We start from the raw sequence: 23,975 nt of genomic DNA, 5'->3' as shown, positions 1-23,975 counted from the left end.
AAAAAAGAAGAATTATGAAACACAACAAAAATTTATCAAAGATGGTTCGCAATATTGTGGGCATCTTTGCGGTGGCAGCACTCGCTGTAGGCTGTACCGATCTCGAAATTGAAGGAAACGAAGCAGGTATTGTAACAGACGCTAGTTTTGCTGGTGTTACAGATCCAGATTCTTTCATAGACAATATGTACGGATCCCTTAATGGTTACATAGGAGACCAAGCAAACTTATTTGCTTTATCTGAAGTAACTACTGATGCGGCTTTAATACCAACGCGTGGATCTGACTGGGGTGATAATGGTATATGGAGACAGTTACACCAGCACAACTGGTTAACAACTCACACGTTCATTCTTAATACATTCGTACAGTGGAACTCATTACATTTCCAATCTGCGCAAGTACTATCAAGTCTAACTAACTCGTCTACTCAGAACAAAGCAGATGCTTACTTTTTAAGAGCATTAGGTATGTGGGTGATTCTTGATAACTTTGGACAGATCCCAGTAAGAGATCCAGAAGAAAATCTATCTGTTAACCCTGTTGTTTTAACTGGCGCAGAAGCTGTAGATCAAATCGTTTCTGACCTTAACGCTGCAATTACAGATCTTCCAGCTGGTGGACCTGGATCAGGTAACTCTAGAGCTACTAAAGCGGCAGCAAGATACCTTCTTGCAAAAGTGCTTCTTAACAAGCATATATACTTAGGTAATGAAACTGCAGATAGTGCAGATATGAACCAAGTAGTATCACTTGTAGACCAAATACAGGCAGAAGCTTATGGTCTTGAAGATGGATATTTTGATATTTTCAGAGAAGAACTTGATGACGAAACAATCTGGTTTATCCCTACAGGTGTAGGTAACCGTATCTGGAATGGTCTTCACTACAATATGTCACCAGAAATTGCTGGAGGTGGATGGAATGGATTCTCAACACTTGCATCTTATTATGACTTATTTGAAGGAGATCCTAATAATAATGAGCCAGGAAACGGTCAAGAGGAAAGAAGAGGTTTTGTACCAACATCAGGTCTTACTCTTGCAGAATTCCCAGAAGGAACAGATGGTAATGACAATGGTATTGCAGATGGAACAAGTATTGGTTTTGGATTCTTAATTGGACAACAATATGCAGATGATGGGACTCCATTACAAGATCGTGCAGGTAACCCACTCTTCTTTACAAGAGACTTTACTGATGCAGATGGAAACATAAGCCTTATTAACAATAACGAAGTTACAGGTATACGTGTTCAAAAATATGCTGCTCGTTATGGAGGATTTACTCCACACGAGATATTCTTCAGATATTCTGATGCACATATGATGAAGGCAGAAGCAATCTTCCGTTCTGGAGGTGATGCAACACCACTTGTAAATGAATTAAGATTATTAAGAGGAGCTACAGCCTTAGGTTCTGTTACTGCTCAAGATATTATAGATGAGAGAGGTCGTGAGTTTTATGCAGAATTCTGGAGACGAAATGATTTGATCCGTTTTGGTCAATTTACTTCAGACTGGCAACTTAAAGACCCTGCTGCTGTAGGAAATACAGATAAGAATTTATTCCCTATCCCAGCAAGTCAGCTTATTTTAAACCCTAACCTTACCCAAAATCCAGGCTACTAAACTTGGTACAATAATTAGCTTAAAAGAGGGTTAGAGTTTTCTAACCCTCTTTTTATATATTACATTCTCATAAGTAATTTATCTAAGTGAAAACTTCATTACCCCTACTCCTACTATTTATGTTTCTTTTCTCCTGCTCACAGCCAGAGAAAAATTACCGCTTTGTACATAAAATAGATACTGGAATCACTTTTACAAATGAGCTTACAAAATCACCAGAGCTTAACATACTTAATTATCTCTACTACTATAACGGTGCTGGCGTTGCTACAGGCGACTTTAATAACGACGGCCTAATAGACATTTACTTCACTTCAAATCTTCAACAAGATCATCTATATTTAAATCTAGGTGACTTAAAATTTAAAAATATAACCACCTCCTCTGGTATAAACAACAGAGACGGCTGGACCACTGGCGTTACTACAGTAGATATAAATAGTGATGGATATCTAGATATTTATATCTCCAAAGTATCTGGTCATCTCAATCTTAAAGGCTCAAATAAACTATATATAAATCAAGGCCTTACAGATGGTGTACCTACTTTTAAAGATGAAGCCTCAAAGTATCAATTAGACGTTAAAGGCCTCAACACTCAGACTGCTTTTTTTGACTATGACCTTGATGGTGACCTTGACGCTTACCTACTATCGCACTCACTCTACCCCAATGCTTACTTTGGCAGAGGGAGCCAGCGAGAGACTAGGGATACTATAAATGGCGATAGACTGCTAGAAAATAGAAACGGTGTTTTTTATAACGCTTCCGCGAAAGCGAACATATATTCATCAAAAATAGGTTACGGTCTCGGGATAAACATAAGTGATCTTAACAATGATGGATATCCAGATATGTATATAGGTAATGACTTTTTTGAAGATGATTATCTATACATAAATAACCAAGACGGAACCTTTAATGAAATTAATAACAAAAATGGAGCACTAGGCCACACCTCACATTTTTCTATGGGAAATGACATAGCAGATGTAAATAATGACGGCCTACCTGACATCATATCTGTAGATATGCTCCCTGAAGATCCTTATACCCTAAAAACTTCTGGTGCCGAATATAATTACCCCATATTCTCAAATAATCTGAAACAAGGTTATACACCACAATTTATGCAGAACACCTTGCATATTAACCAAGGTTCTTCCTCTTTTACAGAAAGTGCTTTTTTAAGCAATGTTGCAAGTTCTGAGTGGAGCTGGTCTCCTCTACTTGCAGACTTTAACAATGATGGGCACAAAGACCTTTATATTACAAATGGGATTCTAGGTGCAACAAATGATATGGACTTTATTAATTTCATATCAAATCAAAATATACAAAAGCGTCTAGGTAAAAATATGACAGATGGTGAACTTCCCTTTATAGAAGAAATGCCTAGCAAAAAAACAGAAAATTACTTCTTTAAAAATAATAGAAACGCAACTTTTACAAACACCTCATCAGACTGGATAGCTCCTAAAACATCATTTAGTAATGGAAGCTCATATGCAGATCTAGATAATGATGGAGATCTAGACCTCATTGTAAATAATGTAAATGAAGCTGCTTACGTACTGGAGAATAAGACACAACAAATAGACACCACAAGAAACTATCTTAAAGTGGCTTTTAATGGTCCGCATCACAATAAATTTGGTATCGGTGCAAAGGTGGAGATATACAGTACGCAAGGTAAACAGTATTTTGAAAACTATACTACGCGTGGCTTTCTATCATCTGTTGCTCCAGAACTATTTATAGGTCTAGATACTGTGAGTATCATAGACTCTTTAAGAGTGATCTGGCCAGACGGAAAAACACAGAAGCTAAACACTATTATTTCTAACCAAAAGATAACTCTAGATTATAAAAATGCCTCTGGCAATTTTTATGATAGTATACAGATAACTCCTATAACACGTTTTATAAATGACACCCTAATTCCCTTTCGTCATAATGAAAATGCTACCGTAGAGTTTAGTCGCAATCCTTTAGTGCCATATAGTTCTACTAATCTTAGCAAAGCCATACGTATAGGTGATATAAATAATGACGGCCTAGAAGATTTTATAACCCTAGGTGCAAAATCTCAAATAACTTCGTTACAACTACAAACCACTTTAGGAAAATTTACTCATAAAGAACTTCCTAATGATCGCACACACGCAATTGCCGAAGATATAGACGCTATCATTTTTGATGCAAATGGTGACGAGCTCAACGATCTTATCATTGTGAGTGGTGGTAATGAGATACAAACCGGCAGTGCGCTACAACCTAGGCTGTATCTCAATACTCAAGAACGGCTTAAACAAGTTGAAAACGCTTTCGACAACATCTTTGTAAATGCATCTACTGTTCGTGCAGTAGATCTAGATCAAGATGGTGACCTAGATCTTTCTATAACAAGTGACGTTATCCCTCAAGAGTTTGGGACAACACCGCAACAATATCTTTTTAGTAATGATGGTGCAGGTAACTTTAGTAACATCACACAGAGTTATAGCTCAGACTTTACAGACATTGGTAATGTGCGTGACATACAGTGGCAAGATATAGATAATAATGGTTTTCCAGACGCAGTAGTTGCAGGTCACTGGATGGCTCCCACAATTTTGCTCAATAACGGTAAGGAGCTTTCAAAACAACATAATAATGGCTTAGAAAACGCTAGAGGGTGGTTTAATTCGTTAAAAGTAGAAGACTTTGACAATGATGGAGACCTTGACATAATTGCTGGTAACTGGGGACTTAACACCCGTCTCAAGGCTTCGGAGGGAGCGCCAGTACAGTTATATATCCAAGATTTTGATGATAATGGTAAACTTGACCCTATAGTAACCTATTTCTACAAAGGAGCAGAGACGACTATTGCCACAAAAGACGAACTTGTAAAACAGCTACCACAACTCAATAAAAAGTATCTTTCTTATAACGCTTTCGCGAAAGCGGAATTTAAAGATTTACTACCTAGCAACAAGCTTACAACCGCAACAGTAAAACAAGTCACAGAGCTTGCCTCTGTTTATTTTGAAAACAAAGGAGATGGCACCTTTACCAAAAGACAATTACCATTACCCGCACAAGTCTCATCTGTACACGACATACTTGTAGATGACATAAATAATGATGGTTATAATGACCTCATTCTAGTAGGTAATGATTACCAGATAAGTACACAATTAGGCAGGTTAGACGGCTCAAAAGGTATTGTCCTTTACAATGATAAAAAGGGCTTTTTTAACGTGGCAGAAAAGACAAAATTCAATATTTTAGGTGCTTCCAGAAGCATTGACACAACTACGATATCTGGAGAAAAATACATCATCGTTGGTAGAAATAATGACACTCCATTGTTTCTTAGAAAAGAAGAATAAACTTATGGACATTTTAAAAAAATACAGGCTTTTTACCTTAGTAACTTTTACCATTTTTCTATGCTCTTGTAATGAGGAAAGTGCAAGTCTGGATATTGACACTAAGGAGACTCTTTTTACACAAATGTCGCCAGACAGTACGGGTATTTCTTTTATGAATAACATAAAAAATCAAGCAGATTTCAACATTTTTAAATACCGTAATTTTTATAATGGAGGCGGCGTTGCTATAGGTGATATAAATAATGATGGGCTTGCAGATATTTACTTAACGGCAAATATGGGGAAGAATAAATTGTATCTCAACAAAGGCGATTTTAAATTTGAAGATATTTCTAAAAGCGCTGGTATTGAGGGTAACAAACCTTGGTCTACTGGTGTGACAATGGCAGATGTTAATGCAGATGGACTTCTAGATATTTATGTAAGTAATGCCGGCAACCTTAAGGAAAACAGTCACGATAATGACCTGTACATTAACAATGGTGACCTCACTTTTACTGAGCGCGCAAAAGAGTATAATCTCGCCACCTCTGGCTTTACAACACACGCGACCTTCTTTGATTATGATAAAGATGGTGATCTAGATGCATATATCCTTAACAATAGTAACGTCCCTGTGAGTAGTCTAGGTAACAAAGGACAACGGGATAAACGTGCACAAGACTGGGCAAATGTAGATAGCGATACTAGAGGTGTAGGTGATTTACTTATGCGCAACGACGGTGGAGTATTTACAGATGTAAGTGAAGAGTCTGGCATATATGGCTCTCTTATAGGGTTTGGGCTAGGCGTTGTAGTTACAGATATAAATAAAGATCTCTGGCCAGATATTTATATATCAAACGACTTCTTTGAGCGTGATTATTTATATATAAATAACCAAGACGGCACTTTTACAGAAGAGATTAAAGAGTGGACCTCTCACTTGTCACTCTCTGCGATGGGTATTGATATCTCAGACATAAATAACGATGGGCTGCAAGATATTTTTATCACAGATATGCTTCCCGATGGAGAGGAGCGCGTGAAGTCTGTAATGGAATTTGACGGTTATAATGTGTATAAACGTAAACAGCGTGACGACTTTTACCAGCAGTTTATTCAGAATACGCTGCAAATAAATAACGGCAATGGTTCATTTTCTGAAACAGCATACTTTAGTGGTGTTGAGGCCACAGACTGGAGTTGGTCGGGTCTTGTTTTTGATATGGACAATGACGGTTACAGAGACATTTACATTACAAACGGTATTAACCACGACCTCACAGATTTAGACTTTGTAGACTTCTTTGCAAATGAACTTATACGTAGTAAGGTCAATGGTAAAACGCACCCAGTAGATTCTATCATTAATAAAATGCCTGTAAAACCACTACCTAATTATGCTTATCAAAACCAGAAGGACTTAACATTTACAAACAAGGCACAAGACTGGGGCCTAGGTCTAGAGAGTATGTCTAATGGCGCTGCTTATGGTGACCTAGATAATGATGGTGATCTAGACATTGTGGTTAATAATGTAAATATGGATGCATTTGTTTACAGAAACAACTCTGTAATAGATGAGTCTCATAATTATATAAAACTAAACTTTGAGGGTAGTGATAAAAATAGATTTGCCGTAGGTACTACTGTACGTTTATATCACGACAATCAATCTATTTTACAAGAACTTGTTCCATCTAGAGGTTTTCAATCTTCTATGGAGTATGGTATGACCATAGGTCTAGGAGCTTCAAAAACTATAGACTCATTGCGTATTATATGGCCTAATGACAAGACACAGCTACTCAAAAACATTAATGCAAACCAAACACTTACAGCTAAAATTAGTGAGGCCTCTGAAATATATAAATACCCCATCAAAGAGTCTAACACCATACTTAGAGAATTAGATAACACACTCCTTACTTCACATCAAGAAAATGAGTACAATGATTTTGACTACGAGGGGCTTATTGCAAAGAAACTCTCACAAGAAGGTCCTGCCCTCGCAGTAGGTGATGTAGATGGAGATGGTAATGAAGATATCTTTATAGGTGGAGCAAAAGACCAAGCTCCTACCCTCTACTTACATAAGGGTAATGGGAAGCTTGTACATTCTTCTATAAATTTTGATAAATCTGCAATTTTTGAAGATACTGCGGCCTCTTTTGTAGATGTAACTGGTGATGGCGCCTTAGACCTCATCGTAGCTACTGGAGGAAACCAGATAGATGGCGCTCCATTTTACAGACCACGTTTATACGTAAATAAAGGTAACGGCTCATTTAATCCGGCTCAATTACTACCAGCTGTAAATCAAGGTGCCTCTGTCATCGCTCCTTATGATTATGACCAAGATGGTGATGTAGATTTATTTATAGGTTCTAGAAATACGACAAGCACCTACGGTATTAGCCCTAAGCATTTGTTATTACAAAACAATGGTAAAGGTAGCTTTACAAATGTAACACCTCAACAAGGAGCTATCCTTAATGATGCTGGTATGGTTACAGATGCTGTATGGACAGATATAGATGGTGACACAATAAAAGAACTAGTACTCACTGCAGAGTGGGATACCGTAAAAGCATATAAACTAGAAAATGGAAAGCTTGTAAGACACAACTCAAGTCTTGATAATGCTTACGGCTGGTGGCAGAGTATAGAAAGTGCAGATATAGATAATGATGGTGATCTAGACTTAATACTAGGTAATGAAGGAACAAATATTCATTACAAACCTACTCAAGATGCACCTATGAAGTTATTTATAAATGATTTTGATGCAAACAGTACGATAGAGCAAATTACTACCATAACTCAAAATGGTAAAGATTACCCACTGCACCAGAAAAAGGAAATAATGGGGCAAATCGTATCACTAAAAAAACAGAATATAAAAGCCTCAGATTATGCAAAAAGATCTATAGATGAGTTATTCTCTGCAGAGGTACTGGCAAACTCTAAAGTAAAGAAGGTTAACACCTCTGAGTCTGCTATTGCCATAAATGATGGAAAAGGAAACTTTACCTTAAAAGCACTACCTGCTGGCGTACAATTATCTTGTGTGTGCGGTATAAGCTGTACAGATGTAAACAATGATGGACTGCTTGATCTTGTTATGGGTGGTAATAACTTTGAGTACAAACCACAGTATTCTCAACTAGATGCAAGTTTTGGGAGTGTATTACTAGGTGATGGCTCTGCAAACTTTGAGTGGCAACCCTATACCAAAAGTGGGTTTTATGTGCGTGAAGAAATGAAACACTTACAGACGTTTACAGATGCAGCTGGTAACACATACTTTATAGCCGCGCTTAATGACAGTAAACCTAGAGTTTTTGCGCTTAACAATTAACTATGAGAAGAGGTGCACTAGTACTTTTATGGATCGCACTTATCATTGTCTCGTGTACACGCGAGACTGTAGATGAGAGCTTGCCGCTTTTCAAAACTCCACCTGGACACAGTACTGGAGTCACCTTTGCAAATACACTTGCAGAGAGCGATTCCCTTAACATACTAGATTACCTCTACTTTTATAATGGTGGTGGCGTAGCTGTGGGTGACATTAATAATGACGGCCTACAAGACATTTACCTATCTGGCAACCAAGTACAAAACAAACTGTATCTCAACGAGGGTAATCTCAAGTTTACAGACATCACAACTAGCTCCAAAACTGGAGGAAATAACTCTTGGAGTACCGGTGCTATTATGTTTGATGCAAATGCAGATGGATACCTAGACATCTATGTGCGTGCTGTGGTGGGTATAAATGATTTCGCTGGTCACGATGAGTTATTCATAAACAATGGTGATGGTACTTTTACAGAACAGGCAGAAGCCTATGGACTTGATTTTAAAGACTACGGCACTACAGCCGCAGTGCTAGATTATGATCTTGATGGAGATCTAGATATTTATTTACTCAACCACGCCATACACACAGAGTCCTCTTTTGGCAAAGCATCCCTGCGCAACAAGCGCACAGAAAAGACAGGCGACAAACTTCTCAGAAACGATGGTAACCACTTTACAGATGTAAGCGAGCAGATGGGTATTTATGGTGGCATAAATGGCTACGGCCTCGGCATTTCGGTGGCAGATTTTAATCAAGATGGATGGCCAGATATCTATGTGGGTAATGATTTTCACGAAGATGATTACTACTACATTAATGAAGGAGGTGTACGCTTTCGCGAAAGCTTAAAAGAACACTTTCCACACACCTCAAGATTCTCAATGGGTAATGACAACTCAGATCTTAACGGTGATGGCTTCCCAGACATCATCTCATTAGATATGCTTCCAGATGATGAAGTTGCTCTTAAAGCGTCTGAAGGCGATGATAATATCCAGACGCAGAGATTACGCATAGAACGCTTTGGGTATCACTACCAGTTTACACGCAATATGCTTTTTGTAAATCAACCGGGATATCAATTTAAAGAGCAAGCACTATCTTCTGGAATTGCTGCTACAGACTGGAGCTGGAGCGCTCTTTTTGCAGATTTTGATCACGATAGTGTACAAGATTTATTTATTGCAAACGGTATTCCTAAGCGACCTAACAATCTAGATTTTATAAACTTTATCTCTAGTGATAAAATTCAAAATCGCATTAACGAGTCCCGATTGCTGGATAATGAAGCTCTAGACCTTATGCCCAGCGGGGCAACACCAAACAGGTTATTTAAGGGTGCTGGAGATTTGAACTTTAAAGATAAATCACAGACGTGGCTAGCATCTCAACCATCTGTTTCTGGCGCATCTGCCCTTGCAGATTTAGACAATGATGGGGACCTGGACATTGTAGTTAATAATATAAACAAAGAAGCAACGCTCTACATCAACCAGACAGATACTACGGCTACATCTGTCCAACTGAAATTTGAGTACGCAGCTAAGAATCCTTTTGGGATAGGTACTAAAGTATTTGCATATGCAGGAGGTAAGACCCAGTACAAAGAGCTTTATACCGCCAGAGGATTTCAAGCATCGTCACAGCCTATAGTGCATTTTGGCTTTCCTAAAAATACGACTATTGATTCTCTCAAGGTTATATGGCCAGATAACACGTATCAAACTGAGCGCAACATAGCTGCAAATTCATTGGTAAAGCTGTCGCCAGCGGCTTCAACACCTTTTGATTACCATAGTTTATTGCCAAAAAATGAAAAACTCTTCTCAAAAACACCAGGAAATCTAGGCATAGAGTACATACACAAGGAAGATGCTTATATAGACTTTAACCGTCAAAAATTAATTCCTTATCAACTTTCAGATCGGGGTCCAGCTACCGCAGTGGGTGATATAAATAATGATGGGGTGGATGATATTTATTTTGGTAGTTCAAAATTTACTTCGTCTCAAATATACTTGGGTGGAGATTCCGCTTTCGCGAAAGCGCATATAGAACCCTTAAAAAAACAGAGTAAAACCGAAGATAAAACAGCAATCATACACGACGGAAACATTATAGTGGGTACGGCTGGTGCAGATTTTGCACAAACTAATACTGCACTAGATGATTACATATTAAAACTAGATGATAGCCTCTCAAAGCAATCTCTCAATTTACTAGGTAACACTTCTGTTATTGCGCCAAACGACTATGACAACGATGGTGATATGGACTTGTTTATAGGTCATCAAGTAATTACTAGCGATTTTGGCACAGCACCAGAAAGTGTGCTTCTCAAAAACAACAATGGCAAATACACTGTAGATAAAAATAACAACCTAGGTAATATAGGTATGGTTACAGATGCCGTGTGGACAGATCTTAACAATGATAACCAGAAAGACCTCATTGTAATAGGTGAATGGATGGCACCGCAATTTTACATAAATAATGATGGCGTGCTGTCTAAAGAGACATTAATCTCAAGCGAGCTTACTGGCTTATGGCAAACCATAGCGCCTTTTGATATAGATGATGATGGTGATCTGGATTACCTGCTAGGCAACTGGGGAACTAACAGCAAGTTTACGGCTACAGAAGGTGAGCCGCTCAAAATGTATCACGCAGACTTTGATAACAACGGTCAGACCGAAACTCTGGTGGCTACGGCAAGAAACGGGAACTACTACCCTATTCAAAACCTTCCTGAACTAGCAACCCAGCTTGTATATCTTAAAAAGAAATACAGTACAAATAATGATTTTGCCGGTAAAACTATCTCAGAGATTATAGGTGCCAAGAGTTTATCTAGAGCTCAAGAGTTAAATGTTACCACGCTAAAGTCTGGATACTTAAAAAATGAAAAAGGTTCTTTTACCTTTGTACCTTTCCCATCATCATTACAAGTTGCTCCCCTACTAGATTTTGTAGTGTTTGACTTTACTAATGATGGAAAAAAAGAAGTTCTCGCTGGTGGAAATTATTTTGGCACAAAACCGTATCACGGTAGGTTAGATTCGTTCTCTGGTGCTCTTATAAAATCAGAAAAAGAAATAATAGATGGGTATACCCTAGGGATAGATTTTGTTCAAAAGTCTGTTCGTAAGCTATCTATCATAACATATAATAACACAAATTACTTGCTCGTTACTTTTAATAATGAACCAGCACAGGTATATACAATAGAAACTACACAATAATGAAAACACAGTACACACTCATAGTCCTACTTACTGCTTTAATTACTTTAAGCTCTTGTTCAAAAAAGAGTGAGCCTATTGTGATTACTCCAGATCACTTTCATAATGCGATAGATAAAGTTACAGAAGTAATTATACACGATATCTTCTCGCCTCCAGTAGCTAGTAGAATTTATGCATATCCTAATATTGCTGCCTACGAGATACTAGCTCAAGACAATCCTACATTTTCTTCACTATCAGGACAACTCACAAATTTTAAAGCAATCCCAACACCTGCAGAAGACGCATCTATCAACTATGAACTTGCAGCCCTCGTTGCTCATATGGATATGAGTAAACGTCTTATATTTTCTGAGCAAGATATAGAGACTTATAGAGATAGTCTTTATGCAGGATGGCAAGAGCTTAATGAAGAGGAGTTTGTACAGTCAAGAGATTATGGTCTACAAGTGTCTAATCATATTGCAGCGTGGATGGATGGTGATAATTACAAACAAACTCGCACAATGCCTAAGTTCTCTGTGCGTTCTGACGAGCCTTCTAGATGGCAACCTACACCTCCCGCATATATGGATGGAATTGAACCACACTGGAATAAAATAAGACCATTTGTAATTAATACGGCAGACCAATTTAAACCTGTACCACCACCAGCATTTTCACTAGAAGAAGACTCAGATTTTTATAAAGAGCTTAAGGAGGTTTATGACATAAGCCAGCAAATAACAAAAGACGGAGATACCTCTGAGGAGATTGCCATAGCACAGTTTTGGGATTGTAATCCTTATGTGTCTGTTACGAGAGGTCATTTAATGTTTGCCACAAAAAAGATAACCCCTGGCGGTCACTGGGTTGGTATTACAAAAATTGCCTCAAAAAAGGCTGGCCTAGATGTAGTACATACTTTGCACGCCTATACAAAAACGACCATAGCAATGTATGACGCTTTTATATCTTGTTGGGATGAGAAGTACCGCTCTAATTTAATACGTCCGGAGACGCTTATAAATGATCATATAGATGACTCTTGGAAACCTATTTTACAAACACCTCCTTTTCCAGAGTACGTAAGTGGCCACTCAGTAGTGTCTGGTGCTGCGGCAGAGAGCCTCACTAGTATTTTTGGAGACAACTTCTCTTTTAATGATGACACAGAGATTGCTTATGGTTTACCTATACGTAATTTTAAATCCTTTAGAGCAGCAGCACAAGAAGCTGCTATAAGTCGTATGTATGGTGGTATACACTATCGTGCGGCTGTAGAGATAGGTCTTAACCAGGGAAAAGACCTTGGGCAATATGTCGTATCTCAACTTGATATGAAAACAGAAACAGGCGTTACTTCAAACTAAATCATCTATTATGAAAAATATTATTGCATTCATAATAGTAAGTATCATAGCAACAGGCGTATGGTATCTATATCTTAAACCAGGAGACTTTACTGCAAAGATAAAGGCAAAAACTACTCTAGGTACTATAGAGCAATCTATAAAAAACTGGAAAGAAGGCGCTCCAGTTACAGAGGTACAACTGGGTGATGAATACACACAAATCATTCAAGAATTTACAGTACAAGACTCTACTCACATATACGAGTGGCAACTTAACAAAGTGCACGATTCACTTACGGAGGTTACGGTACACGTAATAGATCCCACACACTCTATAAACAATCGTATAAATGGGCTTTTTAAGGACACAGACTTTAAAAAAAGTGCTACTAGAACTGTACTAGAATTTAACGAGTTATTACAAGATCATCTAGATAGAATTACAGTAACCATAGTAGGTGAAGAAGAACTTCCAGCAAAGTTTTATGCCTATACAGAGCTTAAAGGGCTACAAATTCTAAAAGCAGACGGAATGATGCGCGATATAGGACATCTGCAAGGTACAATGGCTACTTATGATATTGAGCTAGATGGACGCCCCTTTGTACAAATCACAGACTGGAACAGGGCAACCGATAGTATAAAATATCACTTTGCATTCCCTATGATAGAAAGGGATTCTTTACCAGTAGTAAAAGACATTAAATATGGATCAAGACCTGCACAAAGAGCACTTAAAGCTATTTATAACGGCAACTATATTACATCAGATCGTGCTTGGTATGCGCTTCTTAACTATGCAAAGAGCAATAATATTAAAGTAGATCTAAAACCTACTGAGGTCTTTTATAACAATCCAAATATGGCTGGTGACGAGAGCAGGTGGAAAACAGAAGTTTACTTACCCATTGTAGAATAATATGAGCTCATATTACAGTGATCAAGAGTTTACAGGTATAGATTACACTCAGCAACCTTTAGACAAAGGCGAGTATGATAATTGCACATTTGGGGAGTGTAATTTTGAAAGCCTCCATCTCTCAAACAGGACTTTTTTAGAGTGCACATTTATAAATTGCAACCTCACTAATGTAAAGTTTGGTGGCACTAGTCTCAATCAAGTTTTATTTGACGGCTGTAAACTGCTAGGAGCAGATTTTAGTGTTTGTAATATCTTTATGTTGGGATTACGCTTTCGCGAAAGCGTTCTAAACCTCTCAAACTTCACCGCATTACCACTTAAAAAAACAACCTTTATAGACTGCCCTATGGCCGAAGTAGATTTTACTGAGGCAGATCTGAGTGAGGCTAGGTTTGACAAATGCATATTAACCAAAACCAATTTTGAAAACTCAAAATTACTTAGGGCAGACTTTAGGACAGCTATAGACTACACAATAAACCCTACACAAACGATACTAAAAGGAGCACTTTTTTCAAACCACAATCTTGCTGGACTTTTACGCTCTTCTGGAATAATAATTAAGTAACATTACCATAAAGGGGCATTTACCCCTACCTAAAACTTAAAGAAGCAATTACATTTACATCATTAGAATGAGAATCGAAATTGGGGGATTTAGAAACTCATTAAAGCCGCACTTATGTGCGGCTTTTTATTTTATGTACCTTGGTTATATAATAAACTATTATGCGTAAAATACTTTTTGGGGCAGCTCTTGCACTTGTGATTGTTTTTGGTGTGCGTTATTGTGAACACACAAAAGATGAAAGTGAGCAACTTAGAGCAAACACCGCGCTCATTGAGAAACAAATAAAAAACGTGGGGAAACTCATCGTTACAGAAGGTAACTATGCCCAAGTTTTCACCTATGAAGATTCAAAAAAATTCTATGTAGATGTGCTTTCTGCTACAAAAAAGGCACTAGTAGTTGTAAATGCCGAAGCAACTATCGCTTACGATCTTTCTAAGGTTGCTACAGAGATTGATGAACTCACAAAGACGGTACGCATTACCTATATCCCAGAACCTGAGTTGAAGATTAATCCTAATATAGAATATTATGATGTGCAACAAGACTACCTCAACCAGTTTAATGCTCGCGACTATAATATCATAAAATCACGCGTGCAAAAAGGGCTTGAAAAGGAAGTTAAAAACTCTACTCTTTACTCAAATGCACAAAACAGACTTATCTCAGAACTTTCTAAAATATACTTTCTTACTAACTCACTAGGGTGGACCCTTGAATATAATGGGAATGCAGTTACAGATAGTGCACCTATAAAATTATAGGTATTACCAGCTTTTTAAGCCGGTAATACTTCTCTCTTTTCTCCGTTTACAATTATTTGTAACCCTTCACCACTTACGAGCGTAAAGTGAGTTTCATTCTTTGAAACGTCTACTTTTAAAATCTGCCCTCTAAAGTTTACTTTAAAACTATAAGCCGTCCAGGCATTAGGTATTTTGGTATCAAAAGATAAAGTGTCATTCTTTACACGCATCCCTCCAAAGCCTTCTACCACGCTCTGCCAGGTACCTGCCATACTTGTGATGTGCAGTCCCTCTTCTACCTCCTTATTATAATCATCTAGATCTAAGCGTGATGTACGTAAGTAAAACTCATATGCTTGATCCATCCTGCCTAATTTTGCAGCTTGTATAGCGTGTACACAAGGAGATAATGAACTCTCGTGCACTGTAAATGGTTCGTAAAAGTCAAAATGTTTCTCTAGTTGCTCCTCTGTAAAGTGATCTTCAAAGAAGTAGAATCCTTGCAACGTGTCTGCCTGCTTTATGTATGGAGAACGCAGTATGCGATCCCAAGACCATTTTTGATTAATAGGTCGATTTGATTTTGGTAAATCTGCTACAGTTATTAATTCTTTATCTAAGAAACCATCTTGCTGTAGGTACACTCCATTTTCTTCTGAGTATGGAAAGTACATCTGCTCTGCCGTAGACCTCCAAGAAAGCATCTCGTCATAAGACAAATGCGTTTTTCCAGAAATACGTGACCAATCTTCTTTGGCAGTATCTCTTAGCAACTCTGCTTGTTCAAAAGCATACTCGAGACACCACTTTGCGATATAGTTTGTAAACCAGTTATTATTTACATTATTCTCGTACTCGTTAGGACCAGTAACCCCTAGTATCACATAAGCATTCTTAGCCTTAGAAAAAGTCGCTCTCTGTCTCCAGAATCTAGCTACTCCTATAATTACCTCAAGCCCCATTTCTGGAATGTAGCTCGTATCTCCTGTATAACGCTCATAGTTATATATTGCATAAACCATTGAGCCGTTGCGGTGTATCTCTTCAAAGGTAATTTCCCACTCATTGTGACATTCCTCCCCGTTCATAGTAACCATAGGGTATAGTGCCGCTCCGTTTGTAAAACCTAGTTTTTGAGCATTTTCTATAGCCTTATCAAGCTGGTTATACCTATAGGTGAGTAACTGTCTTGCAACACTTTGATCTTTGGTAGCCATATAAAATGGAATACAGTAAGCCTCGGTATCCCAGTAGGTAGAGCCACCGTATTTTTCGCCAGTAAACCCTTTTGGGCCTATATTGAGACGGCTATCTTGCCCTGTGTATGTCTGATTAAGATGAAAGATATTAAAACGTATACCCTGCTGTGCTTTTGTGTCACCCTCAATTGTGATGTCAGACATCTCCCAGGTTTTTGCCCAGGCTTCCTTTTGAGAAGCTAGCAAAGCATCATAACCCAAGTCTGTTGCTTTATTTAGTACGTCTGTTGCTACTGCTACGAGACCACCTTTATCGTGATTAAGGCTACTTACATAACCTCCAATTTTTTGTATGGCAAAGGTATCTCCTTTTGTAACATCTGTCTCATACTCGTGACCTACGTAGGTTGTGGTTTTTTGAGAACGCTTTCGCGAAAGCGTAATCTCATCCCCATCTATAAAAAGCTTATTTTGCATCATCGTACATACGTGAAACTCCGTCTTCATTGTATGTGCGGTGATGAAAGCCATATCATCATTTTCTGAAACTTCTAGCGTGTTCCAAAACTTGTCATCCCAGTTTGAATCTTCATTGGTGATACCGCTATCTAAATACGGCTCATAACTTATTGTAGCGTCTACATTAATAGGTGTCACTTCGTACTTTATTGCACCTACCTCATCCATCTCCATACTTAAAAAGCGTGTTGCTTTCACAGCAATCTCAACGTCATTTTGTAGGATGGCTTTAAAACTTCTGTACAATACACCAGCTTTCATATCAAGCTCACGACGAAAATCTTTTACCTCTTTACAGGTATGTAAATCCAGACTCTCTCCGTTTACTATGACTTTTATACCTATCCAGCTAGGCGCATTGAGCACTTTTGCAAAGTACTCTGGATACCCATTTTTCCACCAGCCTACGCGGGTTTTATCTGGGTAATACACACCTCCTATATAACTTCCTTGAAAGGTCGCGCCACTGTAATCTTCTTCAAAATTTGCGCGTTGCCCCATTGCACCATTACCTAGCGCCATAAGACTCTCTGATGATTTTACGTTATTTGGGTTCCATCCATCCTCTATAATGGACCAATCATTTGGAGTGATATAATCTATATGCATATTATGGTAGTCTTACGTATGAGCTTACCCCATACTTGATGATAGTTGTAGTTAGATTAAATTTATGCTTCTATAAGTTCTAGAAGGAAAGCATTACTCATCTCTGTAAAGTCTTTAAAAACGTAGTTTGCCTCGTGAAGCACGTCTTGCTCTCCTATACCTATGCTTATCATACCTGCGCTGTTTGCAGCTTGTATACCCGCAATAGAGTCTTCAAAAACGATACAATCTGTACGTTCAATTTTTAAAGCTTCTCCTCCTTTTAAGAATACTTCTGGGTCTGGCTTTGCTGCTGTCACATCATTACCATCTACAATCGCCTGAAATTTGTCTAATAGGTCTAATTTAGTCAAGATAGGTCGTGCATTTTTACTTGCGCTACCTAGTGCAATACCTTGATTTTTTTCTTCTAGAAAATCGAGTACTCTCACCACATCTGGTAAGATCTCACTGTCATCCATCCCTTTGATGTACTTAAGATACTCTTCATTTTTCTGGATAAGCCACCTGTCTTTTTGTTCTTGAGTTGCATCATATGAAGCTAGGTCTAGTAGTATCTCTAGCGATCGCACACGGCTCACCCCTTTGAAAAGTTCGTTTTGCTCTTCTGTGAAGTCAAAATTCATCTCTTTGGCAAGGTTACGCCAGGCGAGATAGTGAAATTTTGCAGTGTCTACTATAACTCCGTCTAGGTCAAAAAGGAATGCTTTCTTTTTCAATTTTAATATGTTTTCGGTCATCAGAGTTGTTTCGTTATAACTCGATGTGTTTGTATTTAATTTTCGCGAAAGCGTAGTAGTCCTATTTTACTCTCTTTGTGCTCTCACGCTCTATGAGACTTGTATCTATATATGCGGTGGTATATTGCTCTACCTCTTCTTCTGGTCGCTCTAGTTTATTGATAAGTAACTCTGCTGCCTTACGTCCCATCTCTTCTCCGTGCTGGCTTACTGTAGTGAGGCTAGGTACAAAGTGTTGAGATAACTCACCATCTGAGAAGCTCACGATACTCACATCTTCTGGAATGGTTTTATCTGCTTCCATAATATATTTGGCAGCGGTCACGGCAAAAATTTCATTTATCGTAAATACACCGTCTATGTCCTTACCTTTTAAGAAGTGCTTGATACGTGCTTTTGCTTTATCATTGAGCTCATCTATAGCATCTAGTTTTAAAATAAGGTCTTTATCTACCTCAATTCCCGCAGACTCGAGGGCTTCCATATATCCTTTAGTACGTAACTTTCCTATAGTGATATAATCTTCTGTAGTGATGATGGCTATCTTTTTACAGCCCGTTTTAATCAAGTGGTTTACGCCTAGCTTTGCCCCCTCGCGGTCATCTATAAGCACTTTATCACAAGGTATCTCATCTACTATACGGTCAAACATTACAACAGGCATCCCTTGATCTATAGCCTCTGTGAGGTGTCTAAAATCGTCCTTTTGCATTGTTTCTTTTGATAAAGAAAGGATAAATCCATCTGTACTACCATTTGCAAGTAGCTCCATATTAAGAACTTCTTTATCAAAATCATTATTAGAAAGAGTAATAATCACGTTATAATTATGCTCTCTCGCCATTTGCTCAACTCCACGTATTACAGTGGTAAAAAAGTGATGCACTATTTGCGGTATAATAATCCCGATGGTACGTGTCTTTCTGTTTTTAAGACTTAACGCGATATTATTAGGCTTATAATTATACAGCTTTGCAAAGGCTTTAATCTTCTGGCGTGTGTCTTCACTTATCTCTGCACTATCACGCAGTGCCTTTGAGACAGTAGAGATAGAAACGTCAAGTTCTTTGGCAATTAATTTTAAGGTGAGTTTTCTTTTCATAATGGTATCGTAAAAATAGGCTTACTAAAAGCTATAGTACAATTTAAACAAATCCTTTTGGGTACGAAAACGATGTATTCTTAATAAGTTATTATATTTATTATCATAATGTAAATTTTTGACCTATTTTAAAGCGGTTTAATTAGTAAATCAAGTATTACAACTAAGCCACGAGGTCTCACAAGTTTTAAAAAATCACATTAAAAATGAAGCATCTTTTTTTAATTTTCTTATTTCTCTCATTAACTAATTGTAAGGAAGAAAAAACAACTTCTATAGATAATAAGGAGGCGTTAATAGAAGACCGCTTTCGCGAAAACTACCGCCCTCAATATCACTTTACTCCACCCACAATGTGGATGAATGACCCCAACGGGCTTTTATACCACAACGGCACTTATCACTTATTTTATCAGCATTACCCAGAAGACATTGTCTGGGGACCTATGCACTGGGGTCACGCCACCTCAAAAGATCTTATCTCTTGGGAGCACAAACCCATTGCCTTGTATCCAGATGAGCTAGGTCTTATCTTTTCTGGTAGCGCTGTGATGGATATACATAACACCTCTGGCTTAGGGACAAAAGACAATCCTCCTATGGTTGCTATTTTCACCTATCACCTTATGGAAGGTGAAAAAGCAGGACGCAAAGATTTTCAAACTCAGGGTATTGCTTATAGTCTAGATGAAGGCGAAACTTGGAAAAAATACAGTGGCAACCCTGTTATAAGTAATGACGGAAACATCAAAGACTTTAGAGATCCTAAAGTATTCTGGGATGACAATACTGAGCAATGGGTGATGACACTTGTCGCTGGCGATCACGCCAAATTTTATAGTAGCCCAAATCTCAAAGACTGGACTCTTATGAGTGAGTTTGGAAAAAACATAGGAGCTCACGGCGGCGTCTGGGAGTGTCCAGACTTATTTCCGCTCAAAGTTGAGGGAAGCGATGAGACTAAGTGGGTCTTGATTATAAGCATTAATCCTGGCGCGCCAAATAGTGGATCGGGAACTCAGTATTTTGTAGGTGACTTTGACGGGACCACCTTTACTACAAACCAAAAGGAAATAAAATGGCTAGACTATGGTACAGATAACTATGCCGGCGTTACCTTTAATGGACTGCCAGATACAGATCGTACGTTTATAGGCTGGATGAGCAACTGGAACTATGCCCGTGACACCCCTACAGAAGCGTGGCGCAGTGCAATGACGCTTTCGCGAAAGCTTACGCTGCATAAAAACAATACTAATGGCTTTTATTTGAAAAACTACCCTGTAGCTTCAATAGATGAATATAGTTATAACACGGTAGAACACGACACTATGAGAAGTGGAATGTCTCTCTCTAGTAAAAATTATAATGAGCAACGACTAGATTTTAAAATACCAGGTAATCTAGATGACTTTGAACTCAACTTTACAAATGTTAATAAGGAATCTCTTAAGCTAAGTTATGATAGCAGTAAATCTCAATTTATATTAGATCGCACTGATTCTGGCATAACAGACTTTGAGACTTCTTTTGGAGCAAAGCCACACATAGCACACGCTATCATTGATGATAAGGACGATGTAGATTTCACAATAATTATGGATACCTCTTCTATAGAAGTATTTATAGATGGTGGAAGCACTGTATTTACAGATCAAATTTTTCCTACCACGCCATTTACTGCACTCACATTTACAAGTGAGAATGCTACAATCGCAAATTTAAAAGTGAGTAAAATAAAACGAATATGGAAGTAGTGTACTATAACATCACCTCTCACCACCATAAAAAAAAGCATATGAAAGAGATTACAAAATGGAGTATCACCGTAGCCCTCGCCGGCTTTTTATTTGGCTTTGACACCGTTGTTATAAGTGGTGCAAACTCACCCATAAAGGAGTTGTGGAATTTATCACCTTTTATGCACGGTACTTTTATAATGAGTATGGCATTATGGGGGACAGTAGCCGGGTCATTACTAGGTGGTTTTCCCACTAAAAAGTTAGGGCGTAAGAAGACGCTTTTCTGGATAGGAATCCTCTTTTTTGTTTCTGCCTTAGGTTGTGCACTAGCTCAAGACCCGTATTCATTTTCGGCTTTTAGATTTATAGGAGGCATTGGTGTGGGAGTCTCTTCTGTCGCGGCACCTATTTATATATCTGAGATAAGCTCTGAGTCTAACCGTGGTAAGCTAGGTGGTCTTTATCAATTCTGGCTCGTCTTTGGTATCTTGATTGCCTTTGTGTCAAACTGGCTGCTTAAAGGTGTAGATGGCACAAACGACTGGCGATGGATGCTAGGTGTAGAAGCTATACCTGCGCTTATATATACTCTTATGGTGATGAAAGTGCCTAACAGCCCGAGGTGGCTCGTACTACAGAAAAAAGACGATGCAGGCGCAATGCTTATTTTACAAAAAATATATGAAGGAGCCGGGGCTGCACAGTCTAGACTAGAAGAAATAAAACTAGACTTACAGCAAACTACAACCTCAGAAAATCTTTTTCAAAAGAAGTATTCAAAAGTACTATGGCTAGGTTTTCTTATTGCTTTTTTCAATCAGTTATCTGGTATCAACTTTGTGCTCTATTATGCTCCACAAATATTAGAACAAGCAGGTCTTGGCGGTTCTGAGTCGCTCTTTAACTCTATTGCGATAGGTATTGTAAACCTCATCTTCACATTTATAGGTGTGCGATTACTTGACAAGCTAGGAAGAAAACAACTTATAATAATAGGGTCTGTAGGTTACATCGTGAGCCTTATTATGGTAGGTATTTGTTTCCAGATGCAATTAAGCCCAGCGCTCTTACTCACTTTCATATGCACCTTTGTAGCGTCACACGCTATAGGACAAGGTGCTGTTATATGGGTGTTTATCTCAGAGATTTTTCCAAATCGTGTACGCGCTTATGGGCAATCTTGGGGTACGAGCACACACTGGGTTTTTGCAGCCATCATAACACTAGTTACTCCGTTTTTTATAGATGACAAAGAAGGTATAATGAGAGACCATCTTTGGAATATTTATTATTTCTTTGCAGGAATGATGGTACTCCAACTACTATGGGCAATTATTGCTATGCCAGAGACCAAAGGACGTACCCTAGAAGAACTAGAAAAAGAGCTTGTTACAGATGCCTAATACACCACTTAAAATAGCCAGTTATGGCGAGATATTATGGGATGTTTTCCCAGATGAGAAACGACTAGGCGGCGCGCCACTTAACGTTGCGCTACGGTTACACTCCTTTGGGGTAGATGTGTCTATGATCTCATCTTTAGGAAATGACGCTTTGGGTAAAGAAGCGCTGGCGCTTATAAAGGAAAAAGGGCTTGACACGACTCTCATACAACGCAATGACAAACCCACAGGACAAGTAAAGGTGACCTTAGATAAAGCTGGAAGTGCCTCATATGAAATTGCTCAAGACACTGCTTGGGATGCCATCGCTTGGAATGAGAAAAATGCCGAGGCAGTAACTGCTGCAGATGCTCTTATTATAGGTAGTCTCGCTTTTCGCGAAAGCGGAAATATACTTGATGCTCTTGATGAAGATAGTACTATGGCTGAAACTGCTGTAAATCTTGAAGCAATTGAGGTACTTGCCGAACGATCTAAGTTTACTGTTTTTGACCTTAACCTGCGTGCTCCTCATTATGATCTTGAGATTGTGGCGGGCCTAATGGAAGCGGCAGATATGATAAAGCTTAATGATGAAGAGCTTGAGCTCATCGTGATGGCAATGGGCATAGAGGGTGACACACTAGAGGATGAGTTAAAAATGCTCAGTGCAATGACAGAGACTCCTACAGTTTGTGTAACGCTAGGGTCTGAAGGTGCGATGCTCTATCATAAAGGTGGCATACATACACAAGTAGGTTTTCCTGCAAAGGTGGTAGATACTGTAGGTGCTGGAGACAGCTTTCTGGCAACATTAGTTTATGGGCTTCTCTCTGGTGAGACTGCCGAAGATGCACTAGAAGTAGCTTGTGCCGTAGGTAGTCTTGTTGCTGGAAAAGCAGGAGCAAACCCTATGGTTACTAATGATGAGATTAATGATTTATTAGGTTAGAGAGTCTAACCTAATTTATTTACTTTATTCTTTTGCCTTGAGTGGTAAAGGATAAACCTTGTTGCCCCATAGTAGAGCTCATTACACCTTCAAAAAGGGGCTCTGATGCTCCTGCAGGCGTACTCCACTCAAATATAAAATTAGAACCCGTACCGCCAGTGACATCTTTTTCATCTATCACAATCTCTGTAGTTTCTAGTGGTGATAGATATATTGCATTATCAAAATATGTACGCACTAACTTACCGTGTGTATCATAATAAGAGGCATTTGTTATATATATCGTATCTGTATCACTAGTATTACGTAAACTTACCATAGCAGTTAAGTTATGCGTTTTATGCTCTGAGTAACTAAAAATTTGAGAATAGATAGACAGGTACGTCTTGCCTACAGCTAGCATATCACCGGTGGGGATTGTAGCCGTTCTTGCTCCCCAGTTTTCTGGGTTTACAGAACTTACTTGAGGTTGCTCATTGCAGCTTATGACACTCAGTGCCAAAACCAAAGTGCATATTATATGTACAGCAGTTGTTTTCATAATACTTAAAA

The 23,975-nt window shown here is 38.5% G+C and carries 15 protein-coding genes; 11 read left to right on the top strand and 4 right to left on the bottom strand.

Translation table 11 applies throughout. The features are described from left to right. Positions 1-14 precede the first annotated feature (14 nt). From I597_RS04625 to I597_RS04590, 8 genes are all read left to right on the top strand, one after another. A complete protein-coding gene (locus I597_RS04625) occupies positions 15-1,631 on the top strand; it encodes a RagB/SusD family nutrient uptake outer membrane protein (protein ID WP_035326951.1) in 1,617 nt (538 codons plus the stop codon). A gap of 86 nt (positions 1,632-1,717) precedes the next feature. Beyond that, the gene (locus tag I597_RS04620; protein ID WP_236626651.1) at positions 1,718-5,008 is read left to right on the top strand and encodes a VCBS repeat-containing protein; all 3,291 of its coding nucleotides are present in this window, start codon (positions 1,718-1,720) and stop codon (positions 5,006-5,008) included. 4 nt (positions 5,009-5,012) lie between these two features. Continuing rightward, entirely contained in the window at positions 5,013-8,354 is a 3,342-nt protein-coding gene (locus tag I597_RS04615) for a VCBS repeat-containing protein (protein ID WP_035326944.1), read from the top strand. 2 nt (positions 8,355-8,356) lie between these two features. Further along, positions 8,357-11,602: a VCBS repeat-containing protein gene (locus I597_RS04610; protein ID WP_035326941.1), complete on the top strand. Its 3,246-nt coding sequence runs from the start codon at positions 8,357-8,359 to the stop codon at positions 11,600-11,602. Beyond that, entirely contained in the window at positions 11,602-12,957 is a 1,356-nt protein-coding gene (locus I597_RS04605; RefSeq protein WP_035326938.1) for a vanadium-dependent haloperoxidase, read from the top strand. Before I597_RS04610 ends, I597_RS04605 begins: the two co-directional genes overlap by 1 nt. A gap of 10 nt (positions 12,958-12,967) precedes the next feature. Next, positions 12,968-13,858 carry a GyrI-like domain-containing protein gene (locus I597_RS04600; protein ID WP_035326935.1) on the top strand — a complete coding sequence of 297 codons (891 nt, stop codon included), beginning with the start codon at positions 12,968-12,970 and terminating at the stop codon, positions 13,856-13,858. Position 13,859: 1 nt separating this feature from the next. After that, the gene (locus I597_RS04595) at positions 13,860-14,429 is read left to right on the top strand and encodes a pentapeptide repeat-containing protein (RefSeq protein WP_035326932.1); all 570 of its coding nucleotides are present in this window, start codon (positions 13,860-13,862) and stop codon (positions 14,427-14,429) included. A 161-nt stretch (positions 14,430-14,590) separates the two neighbouring features. Continuing rightward, positions 14,591-15,196, top strand: coding sequence for a DUF4230 domain-containing protein (locus tag I597_RS04590; RefSeq protein WP_035326929.1), 606 nt, complete (start codon positions 14,591-14,593; stop codon positions 15,194-15,196). A gap of 14 nt (positions 15,197-15,210) precedes the next feature. On the opposite strand, the gene I597_RS04585 is transcribed toward I597_RS04590, so the two are convergent. The 3 genes from I597_RS04585 to I597_RS04575 form a co-directional block, all read right to left on the bottom strand. Beyond that, complete coding sequence (locus tag I597_RS04585; protein ID WP_035326926.1) at positions 15,211-17,505, bottom strand: glycoside hydrolase family 65 protein; 2,295 nt, start codon at positions 17,503-17,505, stop codon at positions 15,211-15,213. Positions 17,506-17,567: 62 nt separating this feature from the next. Beyond that, the gene (gene pgmB, locus I597_RS04580; RefSeq protein ID WP_035326923.1) at positions 17,568-18,224 is read right to left on the bottom strand and encodes a beta-phosphoglucomutase; all 657 of its coding nucleotides are present in this window, start codon (positions 18,222-18,224) and stop codon (positions 17,568-17,570) included. Between the two features lie 82 nt (positions 18,225-18,306). Beyond that, positions 18,307-19,347: a LacI family DNA-binding transcriptional regulator gene (locus I597_RS04575; protein WP_035326920.1), complete on the bottom strand. Its 1,041-nt coding sequence runs from the start codon at positions 19,345-19,347 to the stop codon at positions 18,307-18,309. Between the two features lie 206 nt (positions 19,348-19,553). On the opposite strand from I597_RS04575, the gene I597_RS04570 reads away from it, so the two are divergent. Genes I597_RS04570 through I597_RS04560 form a run of 3 tightly spaced genes read left to right on the top strand, consistent with a single transcriptional unit; the run spans position 19,554 to position 23,423 of the window. Then, positions 19,554-21,104 (top strand): glycoside hydrolase family 32 protein, encoded by a 1,551-nt coding sequence (locus I597_RS04570; protein ID WP_052111904.1) that lies wholly within the window; start codon positions 19,554-19,556, stop codon positions 21,102-21,104. A 41-nt stretch (positions 21,105-21,145) separates the two neighbouring features. Next, positions 21,146-22,492 (top strand): sugar porter family MFS transporter, encoded by a 1,347-nt coding sequence (locus I597_RS04565; RefSeq protein ID WP_035328981.1) that lies wholly within the window; start codon positions 21,146-21,148, stop codon positions 22,490-22,492. After that, complete coding sequence (locus I597_RS04560) at positions 22,485-23,423, top strand: carbohydrate kinase family protein (RefSeq protein WP_035326917.1); 939 nt, start codon at positions 22,485-22,487, stop codon at positions 23,421-23,423. Before I597_RS04565 ends, I597_RS04560 begins: the two co-directional genes overlap by 8 nt. A 19-nt stretch (positions 23,424-23,442) precedes the next feature. Here the strand turns inward: I597_RS04560 and I597_RS04555 are convergent, their stop codons facing one another. Next, positions 23,443-23,964: a DUF3124 domain-containing protein gene (locus I597_RS04555; RefSeq protein ID WP_035326914.1), complete on the bottom strand. Its 522-nt coding sequence runs from the start codon at positions 23,962-23,964 to the stop codon at positions 23,443-23,445. Between the last annotated feature and the right edge of the window lie 11 nt (positions 23,965-23,975).

Source organism: Dokdonia donghaensis DSW-1, from assembly GCF_001653755.1.
Taxonomy (GTDB): Bacteria; Bacteroidota; Bacteroidia; order Flavobacteriales; family Flavobacteriaceae; genus Dokdonia; species Dokdonia donghaensis.
The sequence above is the reverse complement of the archived record's forward strand: the minus strand, read 5'-3'. Positions and strand labels throughout refer to the sequence as shown.